We start from the raw sequence: 13548 nt of genomic DNA on the forward strand, positions 1-13548 counted from the left end.
CTTTGTCATGAATGGTTATGCTGTTCCATTTAAAATCAATATCGCCCCAACGAAGGGCGGCTAATTCTTCACGGCGTGAACCTGTCAGTAACAGGCATTGCAGGTAAGCACTGATAACGGGGTTATTGATTTGTTTAACGGCGGCAAACCAAGCGGGCAATTGTTGTTTTTGTAGCACGTCATTTTTAACTTTGGCATTGCCTAAGCTTTCGCGGGCATTTTTATTTTTTGCGGCGTTGGTCGTGACAATCGCTTTATAGGTTTTGTGTGTAGCGCACCAGTTGAGAAAGGCTTTTAATAATCGAAGTGATAGGCGGGCGCGGGTCGGTCTCTTTTCGGCTTCAACTTTTGCCCACTCTTCCACCTGTTCAGGTGTCAGGTCTATCAGTCGAACATTAGCCAATGATGCAAGCGCACCAGGTATAGTTAATTCAGTGCTACGGCTTCGCACTTCGCCGCCTTGGTGCATAACTTGCACATGGTCATGATAATGACTGTCTGACCATTTCGGCTTTCTTGCTTCTACATATTCATTCCATACCATGCCCAGCGTTACCGCTTCGCGGGCTTCCTGCATAATCAGCTCGGCGGTTTCGGCTTCTTTGGCTTGCCTTGCCGCTTCCTTGGCGGCTTGAATATCGGCTTTAACTTGGCGCGGGTCGTTGTCGTTGTCTATCTGAATTTGTAGGCGGCGGGCTTCGGCTTGTGCCTGTTTAATACTCCACACGCTAACCTTGCCAATGGTCACACGCATAGTTTGCCCTTTTTTAACGCCTTCTTTAATTTTTGACTGGAAAATGTAACTCTTTACAGTTGAATTTAATGTTGCCCGTACCCCTAAGCCTTGAACTTCATCGCACCATAAAAAATCTTGCGCCTTGTTTTCATTACATTTAAAGCTTGCAATCCGTCCAGCCGTTAATTTTACCTTTGCCATAATGCCCCCTTAAATTTGTAACCGCCATGTAACCAGTTTGTAACCAGAATTGCAGTATATAGGTGAATACTAATCAACACAAGCAAAAGGGGATAATTCTATAAATACTTGATTTTTATTAAAACAGGCTGTTTTATGAATGGCAATCAACACTAATAAACGCCTACTTGTTAGGACTCTTAATCCATAGGTCTAGGGTTCGAATCCCTAACACCCCATCAATAAAAATAAGAACTTAGGTATTATACTAAGTCATTTTTTATTGCCCATTGTCCAGTGATATACAAAAGCCTGCCGTAATTGGTGGCAGATTTAACCCCGACACGACTGAAATATCAACGAATGAATAATGTTTGAAGCTGATTTTCTTTACTGTGTGGAAATTTGGGGAAGCCACGATCGATAAGTGCTTGAAATAACGACAACATCACCCAAGTGAGTTTCGTCGTTCTAGCAAGCACCCGTGTAAAAAAGGTGGCGTAAAACAAGACGGTGAGCCGCAATACCTAGGTTGCCCTATTGGAATTATCAACCAAGATCTTTATGCTTTGACCTGGGCGCAAGCCTTTGCTTGCGGCTGGATTAGATTTACGCAGTTCGTTCAAAGACACGCCGAATTTTCTGGAAAGCTGCATCAAAGAGTCACCATGTTTGACTGTATAGCGGATAAGACGGGCTGGGGATGCGGAGGCAACTTGATGTCCGCCGCTTTTGATGACTAGCTTTTGCCCTAATCTCAGGTTGCTGTTAGGTGAAATGTTATTTCTGGCAGCAATATCGTTTCGGCTAACCGAAAAGCGTTTGGAGACGTTAAAAAAGGTATCGCCTTTTTTGACAACGTAGACTTGTCCACTTGATGTTTTCGCTTTTCCAGACCTGCTTATTTCCTTGATGGCAGATGCGTGACGGCTAGCTGCGGGGACTTTCAGGTAAGTGCCTGAATTAACGCTGCTTTTTGCTAAATGGTTGATATGACGTAAATTTTCAACAGTTGTGCCATTATTTCTGGCGATGGTAGATAAAGTTTCACCACGATGGACGCGATATTGTTGGGTTGGCGTTGCTGAATAATAACGTTTGGCTACGATGACTTCCCGCTTCCGGCGGTTTTCAAAGCGATCTTCTTCATCACGCATTTTTTGCGCCACCAATTCATTTTGGCGAATTTTTTCGGCCAGCAGTTCTTCGTCATGTTGTCTTTGATCGACCCGTTCATCATAAGGCAACCGTGCCAGATTTTGTTTGAATGCCTGTACGCGATGAGATGGAATCAGTAAACGATGGGGACCGTCCGGTGCCGTACTGCCTTTTTTGAAACAGGGATTCAATTTTAAGAAGTGGCTGAGTGGAGTTTGCGCTAGTTCAGCCGCTTTATCGATATCCAGTTGGGAACCAACATTGACGACTTCGCAGTAAGGTTTGTTGGGAATGTTTTGTAAGCGGATGCCATATTGCTCGGCGTTAGCGAATAATTTGGCAATCGCCAATAACCGTGGTACATAATCCTCTGTTTCCTTAGGAAGATTCAACGACCAGTAATCGGTAGGTAAGCCTTGGTATTCGTTACGTGCGATGGCTTTGCCGACATTGCCCTTGCCCCAATTATACGATGCCAAGGCAAGAAAATAATCGCCACCGAATTCATCGCTGAGTCCCTTTAGGAAAGTGGTTGCAGCTTGGGTTGATGCGTAGACATCACGGCGACCATCGTACCAGGAGTTTTGCTCAAGCCCGAACAGTTTCCCCGTAGAAGGGATAAACTGCCAAAGCCCGGATGCAGCACTGCGTGAATAAGCTTCTGGAATGAAAGCACTTTCGACCACAGGCAGTAAAGCTAGCTCGCCAGGTAAGTTTTTAGCTTCAATTTCATCCAGAATCAAGTGCATATAAGGCGCGGCACGCTCTTGGACTCTGGCGATGTAATCGGGATGACTGAGGTAATAGCTTAATTCTGCATCGATACGTTCATTATCGACTTCTGGGAACGAGTACAGCGAAATCATCCGTTCCCACACGGTGTTATGGTGGGCAAAAAGATTCTTGATGCGCTTTTTGAAGAAATTACGTGACGGTTTGCCAGTCTGACTGGTGTAAGGCCTGTTCACGTCGGGTGTGTTATTGATGACGAGCGGCTCTTTCGGGTCATCTGCACAACCTGCGACCAGCAACACCATCAAAAAAATAAGAATTTTTACTGACCTGTTAGAATTGTTACGCATTATCTAACCCATTAACGTGAAGTTTAAATAGAGAATAGTTTGATTGTAGCTTGTTTTTATTGAAAAATCTAAAGTTAATGTTGATAGAGTATAGGCTATGAAGCGCGATTTTCTGTTTGCTTACTACCAAACCCCACGCGGCAAACTGCTAAAAGACCTTGAAATCGGTTATTTGCAGAGTGCTATCGTGGTCAGTTGCAAGCAAACGGTGTTGCAAATCGGCGGCTTAGGCTGGGAAAACGAGTTCGTCGATTGCACACTTTACACCAATTATACGATACTGGATGCCAAAAACCTAGGTTGCCAAGGGGCGCGAAAAATCCGTGCAAAAGCTTACCATTTACCCCTGCAATCCGACAGTGTCGATATGATTATCCTGCCGCATCTCCTTGAATTTGATGCTTTTCGCTTCCAAACCATGCGCGAGGTGGAACGGGTACTAAAACCGGAAGGCACAGTCGTCATTTTAAACTTTAACCCCTGGAGTATCTGGGTCAGATACCAATACCTTTGGGATAAACGGCTGGCAGATTCCTGGCGAGGGCATTTTATCCGCCGCTCACGCATAATCGACTGGCTAAAACTGCTGAATTTTGAAGTGACTACGGTATCGCAATTTCACCTGGATTCCATTGCGACCCAGAATGTAAAATTTTTGGGCAATACTTTTTCCTTATCCGCAACAGCTTACGGAGTCAAAGCGATCAAGCGACGGTATAATCTGATCCCTTTAACCCCTGTGAAAGAGACCATTCCACGCTTGGTACTGGCAGGAACTGCTTTAATTCGTCATCCACAAAATGAGCAAAATGAATGATGTTGTGATTATTCACACCGATGGCGCTTGTCGCGGCAATCCCGGCTCAGGCGGCTGGGGTGCAATTCTGCAATATAAGGGCAATACGAAGGAGCTTTATGGCGGTGAACCCGAAACGACTAATAACCGCATGGAATTGACGGCGGTCATCAATGCCTTGGAAACCTTGACCAAACCATGTAACGTGCAATTGCATTCCGATTCTAAATACGTCCTGCAAGGCATTACCGAATGGATGGTCAACTGGAAAAAACGCGGCTGGAAAACCGCTAGCAAATCCCCCGTCAAAAATGAAGATTTATGGCGCAGGCTTGATGCCGCCAGATTGCCGCATAATATCGAATGGCTTTGGGTAAAGGGGCATTCAGGGAATAATGGCAATGATAGGGCGGATGCTTTGGCTAATTTGGGGATTGACAACTTATAGGCGTAGCCTGCATGAAGTGTAACGAAATGCGGGAAAATTGAAACCGCGAACTTCCGAATTCCGCTACGCTACATCTAGGCTACATCTACATCGCTCATTTCTTATTCAACAAATCCTTTAGATTAGCAAACGGATTATGACCTGCGCCCACTGTAGCATTCGATGATGCTGTTTTTGCGCTATTAAACCGTGTTTCCTCGTAGCGTTGGTGTTCATTGTCATGGCAATACAGGCACAGCAATTCCCAGTTACTGCCGTCGGCGGGGTTGTCATCGTGATTATGGTTACGGTGATGCACCGTCAGTTCGCTCAGGCTCTTATGGTCAAATTCACGGACGCAACGTCCGCAGATCCAGGGATAGAGCTTCAACGCTTGCCCACGGTAGGATTGTTCCCGTAATTCCTGCTGTTTTCGGGCTTCGGAAACGATTTGGGCGGATTTGTGGCTGTCGATTTGGGTTTTCTTTATTGTCATAATTCACCTCTTAAGGCTAGCTCTGCTTTATTCTAACCGCAACAAGTTGCTGTTACCAGCCACCAAAAATAGAATCAACTATAGCTTAATCCCCCTGCACTTTACTTGGAAGTTAAATAGGACTAAAATAGTCCTCAATTACTTGGAGCACGGCATGTTACGGTTAAGTAAACTAACTGACTACGCAACGGTCATATTAAGCCATATCGCAAAAGAAAATGAACTGACCCATTCTGCGATGGGTGTTGCAGAGGCTACTGGGATTGCTTTGCCGACAGTCAGCAAGGTACTGAAAATATTGGTTAATGCCAAAGTTTTAGTGTCAACCCGTGGGATTAAAGGTGGTTACGCCTTGGCAAGGTCGCCTGAAAAAATTTCCGTGGCTGACGTTATCAGCGCCTTGGAAGGGCCGATTGCCTTGACCGAATGCAGTATCTCCCATGAAGGTTGTGAACAGGCTTCGGGTTGTGGCATCAGCGCCAATTGGGGCTTGATTAACCAGGCCATCCAACAGGCGCTGGAAGCGGTGACCCTGGCGGATATGATTAAGCCAGTTAACGTGCCACAAGAATTTTTGATTCCGGTTTCCAGTTTATATCGTCCAATTTAATAATTAGCCATGTCTGCAAGTACACAAGAAATCAATAACCTGATAAACAAAAGCTATAAGCAAGGCTTTGTTACCGAGCTGGAAACCGACACGTTTCCCGTTGGCCTGGATGAGGCGGTTATCCATAAACTGTCCAAGGTTAAGAATGAGCCGGAATTTATGCTGGAATACCGCTTGAAAGCGTTTCGGCATTGGCAAACCATGAAGTCGCCGGAGTGGGCTTTCGTCAAGTTTGATCCCATTGATTACCAAGCCATCAGCTATTATTCTGCCCCCAAACGCAAAGAAGACGGCCCGAAAAGCCTGGACGAGATCGATCCTGAAGTACTTGCCGCTTATAAAAAACTCGGCATCCCTCTGGACGAACAGGAAAAATTAGCAGGTATTGCCGTCGATGCGGTATTCGATAGCGTGTCCGTTGCGACGACCTTCAAAGGCAAGCTGAAAGATGCGGGTGTGATTTTCTGCCCGATCTCCGAAGCCTTGCGCGACCATCCCGAACTCATCAAGCAATACCTGGGTTCAGTCGTCCCGCATACCGATAACTATTTTGCCGCGTTAAATGCGGCGGTATTTACCGATGGCTCGTTTGTGTACATTCCCAAAGGGGTGCGATGCCCGATGGAGTTGTCCACCTATTTCCGAATCAATGCCGCCAACACGGGGCAGTTCGAACGCACTTTGATTATTGCCGATGAAGGCAGTCATGTCAGTTACCTTGAAGGCTGCACTGCGCCGATGCGCGATGAAAACCAGTTACATGCAGCGGTTGTAGAACTGATTGCCTTGAAAGACGCGACGATCAAGTATTCCACCGTACAAAACTGGTATCCGGGCGACAAGGAAGGCAAGGGCGGTATTTACAACTTCGTCACCAAGCGTGCCGATTGCCGGGGTGACAACGCCAAAGTGTCCTGGACGCAGGTGGAAACCGGTTCCGCCATCACCTGGAAATACCCAAGCTGCATCCTGACGGGCGATAACGCCATCGGCGAATTCTATTCCGTAGCACTGACCAATAATTACCAGCAAGCTGACACCGGCACCAAGATGATCCACATCGGCAAAAATACCCGCAGCACCATCGTGTCGAAAGGCATTTCCGCCGGCAAGGCACAAAACACCTATCGCGGCTTGGTTAAGGTCTTAAAAAGCGCGGAAAACGCCCGTAACTATACCCAGTGCGATTCCTTACTGGTCGGCGACAAATGTGGGGCGCATACTTTCCCCTACATCGAAGTCAAACAGCCATCCGCGCAAGTCGAACACGAAGCAACCACCTCCAAAATCAGCGAAGACCAATTGTTCTTTTGCCAACAACGCGGCTTATCGGCGGAAGATGCCGTGTCGATGATCGTCAATGGATTTTGTAAGGAAGTGTTTAAAGAATTACCGATGGAATTTGCCGTCGAGGCGCAGGCGTTGTTGGGATTGAGTTTGGAAGGGTCGGTGGGTTAATTGCTAAAAGTTTAATTCGGTATATCAATTAGAATGAATGAGCAGCAATTAAAAGAACTGTTAAATGAGTTAGTTAAGCATCCGAACGAAAGTGAATGGGTCGAATTTAAGCTGAATTTTCATTCAACAGAAGAAATTGGTGAAAGAATTTCGGCACTATCCAATGGCGCATGTATCCGAAATCAGCAGTTTGCTTACCTGGTTTTTGGCGTTGAAGATTTAACACATTTTATTAAAGGTACTTCTTTTAAAGCTAAATCTCATAAAAAAGGTAATGAAGATTTGGAACATTGGTTGCTTACTCGTCTAAATCCAAGAGTAGATTTTACAGCGTATGAGTTTGATTACGATTCAAGACATATTTCTATTTTTGTTATCCCTGCTGCTAAAAGCCAACCGATAGAGTTTCTTCATCAATCTTATATACGAGCAGGAAGCATCACCAGAAAACTAAATGAGTTTCCTGATAAGCAAGCAAAAATATGGAAAAAAGAATCAATTTCTTTTGAGAAGGAAATAGCACGAGATGAATTGAGTGCATCCGACATAGCTAGGTTCTTGAGTACAGAGACCTATTTTGATTTGATGAATTTACCTTATCCCTCTACGCAACAAGGGGTGATTGATAAGTTTATCGATGAAGGTTTAATCACTAAAAACCCAAGGTACGCTATCACAAAATTAGGTGCCTTATTATTTGCTAAAAGTTTAAAAGACTTTGAAAGTGTTGAAAGAAAATCAGTTAGGGTAATTGTTTACAAAGGTAAAAATAAGGTTGAAACCGAAAGAGAGCAAATAGGTAATAAAGGTTATGCTTTAGGATTTGAAGGATTAGTAGATTGGATTAATAGTCAATTGCCTGCCAATGAGGAAATCGGCAAAGCTCTGCGAAAAGATACTCGCATGTATCCTGAAATAGCTATAAGAGAACTAGTAGCAAACGCTTTAATTCACCAAGACCTTACAGAAAAAGGGTTTCCAATGGTTGAAATATTTTCAGACAGAATTGAAATATCAAACGCAGGAACTCCTCTTGTTACACCGGACAGATTTATTGATGCTTATTTATCACGTAACGAAAAGTTGGCGGACTTAATGCGCAGAATGGGTTTTTGTGAAGAAAAAGGAAGTGGCTTGGATAAAGTGATTTTTTATAACGAGTTGTATCAATTACCGCCTATTAATGTAATCGTTGCAGAAAACAGAACCAGAATCACTATATACAGTTATAAAGCTCTAAATGATCTTGATAAAAAAGAGAAAATTAGAGCCTGTTATCAACACGCATGTTTAAAATATGTTTCAAACGAAAAAATGACGAACCAATCGTTGAGAGATCGGTTCAAAATAGATGACCAGAACTCTGCAATTGCTTCAAGAATTATTAAGGATGCTTTAGCAGCAGATGTCATAAAAAAAGATGATCCCGAAAGTAAATCTAGGAAATTTCCTTCCTATTTGCCCATTTGGGCTTAAAGCTCTATTTGATGGTTATTTGATTTTACAGCCAAGATTACAAAAAACTCATTATTAATCAATATGTTTTTATTTGATGATTATTTGATTGCCACATAGATGATGTCCCGTAGGATGTGCGCTTAACATGGGGAGCTGTGCTTGTCACAGTTAATATACTTCGTTCCTCTACTAGTCTTACGGCTTTTTAAATTCAACAAGTTATTTGAAATATGCTCAAAATAGAAAACCTCCACGTCAGCGTTGGCGACAAACCCATCCTTAAAGGCATCAACCTGCAAGTGAAAGCGGGAGAAATCCACGCCATCATGGGGCCGAACGGTTCGGGCAAAAGCACGTTGTCGCATGTGTTGTCTGGCAAGGCCGGTTATGAGATAACCCAAGGTTCAATTACTTATCAAGGCAAGGATTTAACTGAAATGCCGCCGGAAATCCGGGCGCGGGAAGGGATTTTTTTGGCTTTCCAATATCCGGTGGAAATTCCTGGTGTCAGCAATATCTATCTGCTGAAAGCGGCGCTGAATGCGGTGCGTAAGCATCACGGCCAACCGGAAGTCGATGCCATGGATTTTTTGACTTTGGTGAAACATAAGGTCAAGCTGCTGGAGATGGATGAAAAATTCCTTTATCGCGCCGTCAACGAAGGCTTTTCCGGTGGTGAAAAGAAGCGTAATGAAATCCTGCAAATGGCAATTTTGGAACCAAAGCTGTGCATCCTCGATGAAACCGATTCCGGCTTGGATATTGATGCCTTGAAAGTGGTGGCGGATGGGGTTAATTCTCTACGTTCTCCAGACCGCAGCTTTGTGATGATTACCCATTACCAACGCTTGCTCGATTACATTAAGCCTGACTTCGTGCACGTGCTGGCTCACGGGCAAATCGTTAAATCGGGTGGCCCTGAATTGGCATTGGAACTAGAAGAAAAAGGTTACAGTTGGCTGGAAGGTCAGGTGGCAGCTTAATGAGTACGGTAACAACTAGCCGTTATGTGACTGAATATGATGCAATTGCGGCCAAATTGCCAGGGCAAAATCTGCCCTGGTTACAGCAACTACGTAAAGATGCCTTGGCGAGATTTTCGGCAAACGGCTTTCCATCACCGCGTGAAGAAGAATGGCGTTATACCAATGTGTCCGCTATTGAGAAGAAGCTGTTTTCGCCGGTGTTGGGGTTCGTGTCACACCCCAATCTACAGACTGTCGATGCAGATTGGCTGAAATCGCAACAATTGGAAGATGCTTGGTCAGTGGTTTTGGTGAATGGTCATTTTTCCATAGATCATTCCAAGCTGGATGGTTTGCCTGAAGACATTTCAATCATGAGCATAGCGGATGCCCTTGTAGGGGCGAAAAATTTTTCGCCCCTACTGGAAACGTATCTGGGTCGTGCGGTCAATATTGCTGAACATAGCTTAATCGCCTTCAATACCGCATGGTTTACCGATGGCGTATTTGTATACGTCCCTGCCAAGCAAGTCCTAGCCAAACCGATACAATTGCTGAATATTGTGACTGAAGCTGATGCTATGGCTACTACGCGCAATCTCGTCATCGTTGCTGAAAATGCGGAAGCGCAAGTGATTGAAACTTTTGCTGGATTAAACGATGCTTATCTGACAGCAACCGTTACGGAAGTATTTGTCGATCAAAACGCGCAGTTAACGCTTTATAAATTACAAACCGAGTCTGAAAAAGCCTACCATTTTGGCGGCACTTACGTTAAGCAAGCGAAAGATGCGCGGTTTACCCATCACAATTTTGCTTTTGGCGGCTTATTGGCGCGTTGCGATATTCACACTGAGTTGGATCAGGCTTCTGAGTGTGAATTGAATGGCTTGTATCTGGGCGTAAAGCGCCAGCATCTGGATAACCATACCCGTATCAATCACCTGAAACCCCATGCAATCAGCAGGGAAATGTATAAGGGCGTGTTGGATGATCGTGCGCGGGGTGTGTTCCAGGGGCGTGTCATTGTCGCTGAAGATGCACAAAAAACCGATTCACTTATGAATAACCGCAACTTGTTGTTATCGAATGAGGCGGAAGCCGACACCAAGCCGCAACTGGAAATCTATGCCGATGATGTCAAATGCGGCCATGGCGTAACAGTGGGGCAGCTGGATGAAAAGTCGATCTTTTACCTGCAATCGCGTTGTGTTGATGAGGAAACTGCTCGCAATATGCTGACCTTCGCCTTCGCCAACGAGATGGTGGATAAGATTAAGATTAAAAGCCTGCACGATAAGGTGCTGGAACAAGTGTTAGCACGGTTTCCACAGGAAGGCGTTGAAAAAGACTGGTTATGACAACATTTCCCATAGATAAAATCCGCGCCGATTTCCCCATCTTAGCTGAAAAAATCCGCAATAAACCACTGGTTTATTTAGATAGTGGTGCTAGTTGCCAAAAGCCGAATGCGGTTATCGACAGCATTAGCCATGTGTATCGGCACGAGTACGCTAACATCCATCGTGGCGTACATACCTTAAGCGTTCGGGCTACTGACAAGTTTGAAGCGGCGCGGGAGAAAGTACGTGGCTTCATCAATGCAGCCAGCACCAAGGAAATCATTTTTGTACGCGGTGCGACTGAAGCCATCAACCTGATTGCCCAAACCTACGGCAAAGCCAATATTAAGTCGGGTGATGAAATTGTGATTACCGCAATGGAACATCATTCTAATATTGTGCCGTGGCAAATGCTTTGCGAACAAACGGGTGCAGTATTGAAAGTTGCGCCGATGAATACCAAAGGCGAATTAATCTTCGACGAATTGTCAGCCTTATTGAATGACAAAACCCGATTGGTTGCGGTCGCCCACATGTCCAATGCTTTGGGTACAATCAATCCAGTCGAAAAAATCATAGCCGCAGCCCATGCCCTTAACATTCCCGTGATGCTGGATGGCGCACAGGCGATTCCGCATATTGCCGTTGATATGCAAGCGTTAGACTGCGATTTCTACGTCTTTTCCGGTCATAAGTTGTACGGCCCGTCCGGCATCGGCGTATTGTACGGCAAGCAAGCCCTGCTAGAAGCCATGCCACCTTATCAAGGCGGAGGCGACATGATTAAGACCGTCAGTTTTGAAAAAAGCACGTACGCTGGATTACCGCATAAGTTTGAAGCAGGCACGCCCAGTATCGCCGATGTGATTGGTTTAGGTGCGGCTATTGACTACCTGAACGAGATCGGCATGGCGAACATCGCTGCGTATGAAGCTGAATTACTGGCATACTCCACGCAACAAGCCAAGCAAATTAAAGGCTTAAGGATAATCGGCGAGGCGGAAGACAAAGGTGCAATCCTGTCTTTTGTGCTGGATAAAATCCATCCCCACGATATTGGCACCATGCTCGACAGCTTAGGCATCGCCATTCGGGCGGGTCATCATTGCGCCATGCCAGTCATGGACTTTTACGGCGTACCCGCAACCGCCAGAGCCTCTTTTGCCATGTATAATACCAAAGCAGAGATTGATGTGTTGATGGACGGGATAAAATCCCTGATTGAGGTATTTGGTTAATGTTTGAAGATTTACGTGAGCTCTACCAAGAGGTCATCTTCGACCACAACAGGAATCCCCGTAATTTTCGGGTGATGGCGGATGCTAACCGGAAAGTGGAAGGTTTTAATCCTTTGTGTGGCGACCGCTTGACGCTGTACTTAAAAATGGACGGCGATAAAATTGCCGATGCCAGTTTTCAAGGTTCTGGCTGCGCGATTTCGACCGCTTCTGTGTCATTAATGACCGAGATAATTAAAGGTAAAACCGAAACCGAAGCCGATGCTTTGTTCAAAATCTTCCACGAGATGACTACCGGAAAAGATGAGCAAATCAATCTGGAAGCAGTAGGGAAACTGGCGGTATTAGCGGGTGTACGCGAATATCCGGCACGGGTGAAATGTGCCACTTTGGCTTGGCATACGCTGGATGCGGCGTTGAAAAACGAACAAAAATCGATTTCCACAGAGTAAATGTTTGCCACGAAGAACGTGGAGGCTGAGTACCAAGAAAAACTAGTCGTACTTTACGAAGGTCTAGGTAATCTCGCTTTATTTCAACAATTGGCAACAAAGCTGGATATTCCATTAATAGGTTTCGCAGATCTAAATCCAAATCATACCCAGTTTTTTTTCCTAAGCTGGCGCGATGACTGTTTGTCGTTATTTGATAGAGAAAGCATTGGTAAGCACGGATTAATCGTCGAGATAGATCACCGCCAAGGTGAACAACGCACTTGGCCTATTGCTAAAACTGGTGCTTTAGCACAGGCATTGGGGCGTAAAACCAAGACAGTTGTCGATGCTACGGCTGGTTGGGGGCAAGATAGCCTCGCCATGTTTCGTATGGGTTATGAGGTGCAATGCATTGAGCGTTCTCCGATTATGGCCGAATTATTGGCAGATGGTTTTGATCGACTAGCGAAGCTAGATTGGATGCAGCAGCTTAACTTATCTCCACCTCAATTACTGGTAGGTAATGCTATTGAAATACTGGAACAACTGCCATCTAAACCTGATTGCATCTATCTTGACCCGATGTTTCCACCCAAACGCAAAAAATCGGCTTTGGCGAAAAAAGCTATCATGGTTTTGCGTGACCTCGTAGGTGATGATGAAGATAAAGACCAGTTGTTTGCAACTGCATTCAAGATAGCGGGTAAGCGCGTCGTAGTGAAAAGCCCCGATTATGCCGAACCATTAGGTGGCAAACCGAGTGAAAGTTTCCACGGAAAACTATTGCGCTATGATGTATATTTAACCCAAAACAAGGGGTAATTAAGATGTCAGATTGGATAAATGTCGCAGCACAAACCGCATTGGCTGATGGCGAGCATATTGTTGCAGATATTGATGGCACGGATGTTGCGGTCTTCAAAATTGATGGTCAATTTTATGCCATTGAAGATATTTGTACGCATGATGGGGCAGAGCTTGCCAGTGGTGAACTGGATGGTTTTGAGATTATCTGCCCACGGCACGGCGCAAGATTTTGTGTGAAAACCGGTGCGGTCAAATCCCCGCCTGCTTATGAAAACATTGCCTGTTTCCCAATTAGAATTGAAAAAGATCAAGTTCAGGTTAAAGACGACCGTTGGGACTGATTGTTAACCGATAAAACGA

Annotated in this window: 14 protein-coding genes; 11 read left to right on the forward strand and 3 right to left on the reverse strand. The window is 45.1% G+C overall.

The features are described from left to right. Together AC1YY3_RS10520 and AC1YY3_RS10525 are read right to left on the reverse strand one after the other, a co-directional pair. Nucleotides 1–937 (reverse strand): integrase arm-type DNA-binding domain-containing protein (locus AC1YY3_RS10520; protein WP_482194465.1); only part of this gene is annotated, 937 nt, incomplete at its 3' end. 506 nt (nucleotides 938–1443) lie between these two features. Beyond that, the gene (locus AC1YY3_RS10525; protein ID WP_481824999.1) at nucleotides 1444–3156 is read right to left on the reverse strand and encodes a lytic transglycosylase; all 1713 of its coding nucleotides are present in this window, start codon (nucleotides 3154–3156) and stop codon (nucleotides 1444–1446) included. Nucleotides 3157–3253: 97 nt separating this feature from the next. On the opposite strand from AC1YY3_RS10525, the gene AC1YY3_RS10530 reads away from it, so the two are divergent. Continuing rightward, complete coding sequence (locus AC1YY3_RS10530; RefSeq protein WP_481824998.1) at nucleotides 3254–3973, forward strand: class I SAM-dependent methyltransferase; 720 nt, start codon at nucleotides 3254–3256, stop codon at nucleotides 3971–3973. Further along, entirely contained in the window at nucleotides 3957–4400 is a 444-nt protein-coding gene (rnhA, locus tag AC1YY3_RS10535) for a ribonuclease HI (protein ID WP_481824997.1), read from the forward strand. The genes AC1YY3_RS10530 and rnhA overlap by 17 nt, the downstream gene beginning before the upstream one ends. 94 nt (nucleotides 4401–4494) lie before the next feature. On the opposite strand, the gene AC1YY3_RS10540 is transcribed toward rnhA, so the two are convergent. Beyond that, nucleotides 4495–4875 (reverse strand): YajD family HNH nuclease, encoded by a 381-nt coding sequence (locus AC1YY3_RS10540; RefSeq protein WP_481824996.1) that lies wholly within the window; start codon nucleotides 4873–4875, stop codon nucleotides 4495–4497. Between the two features lie 154 nt (nucleotides 4876–5029). On the opposite strand from AC1YY3_RS10540, the gene AC1YY3_RS10545 reads away from it, so the two are divergent. The 9 genes from AC1YY3_RS10545 to AC1YY3_RS10585 all read left to right on the forward strand — a co-directional run bounded on the left by AC1YY3_RS10545 (nucleotide 5030) and on the right by AC1YY3_RS10585 (nucleotide 13529). Beyond that, the gene (locus AC1YY3_RS10545) at nucleotides 5030–5485 is read left to right on the forward strand and encodes an SUF system Fe-S cluster assembly regulator (protein ID WP_481824995.1); all 456 of its coding nucleotides are present in this window, start codon (nucleotides 5030–5032) and stop codon (nucleotides 5483–5485) included. A 9-nt stretch (nucleotides 5486–5494) separates the two neighbouring features. Beyond that, nucleotides 5495–6943 carry a Fe-S cluster assembly protein SufB gene (sufB, locus tag AC1YY3_RS10550; protein ID WP_481824994.1) on the forward strand — a complete coding sequence of 483 codons (1449 nt, stop codon included), beginning with the start codon at nucleotides 5495–5497 and terminating at the stop codon, nucleotides 6941–6943. 33 nt (nucleotides 6944–6976) lie between these two features. Next, the gene (locus tag AC1YY3_RS10555; protein WP_481824993.1) at nucleotides 6977–8419 is read left to right on the forward strand and encodes an RNA-binding domain-containing protein; all 1443 of its coding nucleotides are present in this window, start codon (nucleotides 6977–6979) and stop codon (nucleotides 8417–8419) included. 212 nt (nucleotides 8420–8631) lie between these two features. Further along, a complete protein-coding gene (gene sufC, locus AC1YY3_RS10560) occupies nucleotides 8632–9384 on the forward strand; it encodes a Fe-S cluster assembly ATPase SufC (protein WP_481824992.1) in 753 nt (250 codons plus the stop codon). Then, nucleotides 9384–10727, forward strand: coding sequence for a Fe-S cluster assembly protein SufD (gene sufD, locus AC1YY3_RS10565; protein WP_481824991.1), 1344 nt, complete (start codon nucleotides 9384–9386; stop codon nucleotides 10725–10727). Before sufC ends, sufD begins: the two co-directional genes overlap by 1 nt. Then, nucleotides 10724–11947: a SufS family cysteine desulfurase gene (locus AC1YY3_RS10570; RefSeq protein ID WP_481824990.1), complete on the forward strand. Its 1224-nt coding sequence runs from the start codon at nucleotides 10724–10726 to the stop codon at nucleotides 11945–11947. The genes sufD and AC1YY3_RS10570 overlap by 4 nt, the downstream gene beginning before the upstream one ends. Continuing rightward, complete coding sequence (gene sufU / locus AC1YY3_RS10575) at nucleotides 11947–12399, forward strand: Fe-S cluster assembly sulfur transfer protein SufU (RefSeq protein ID WP_481824989.1); 453 nt, start codon at nucleotides 11947–11949, stop codon at nucleotides 12397–12399. The genes AC1YY3_RS10570 and sufU overlap by 1 nt, the downstream gene beginning before the upstream one ends. Beyond that, nucleotides 12400–13203 (forward strand): class I SAM-dependent methyltransferase, encoded by an 804-nt coding sequence (locus AC1YY3_RS10580; RefSeq protein ID WP_482194466.1) that lies wholly within the window; start codon nucleotides 12400–12402, stop codon nucleotides 13201–13203. Between the two features lie 5 nt (nucleotides 13204–13208). Beyond that, the gene (locus AC1YY3_RS10585) at nucleotides 13209–13529 is read left to right on the forward strand and encodes a non-heme iron oxygenase ferredoxin subunit (protein WP_481824987.1); all 321 of its coding nucleotides are present in this window, start codon (nucleotides 13209–13211) and stop codon (nucleotides 13527–13529) included. Nucleotides 13530–13548 lie beyond the last annotated feature (19 nt).

This window comes from Methyloglobulus sp., assembly GCF_964779595.1.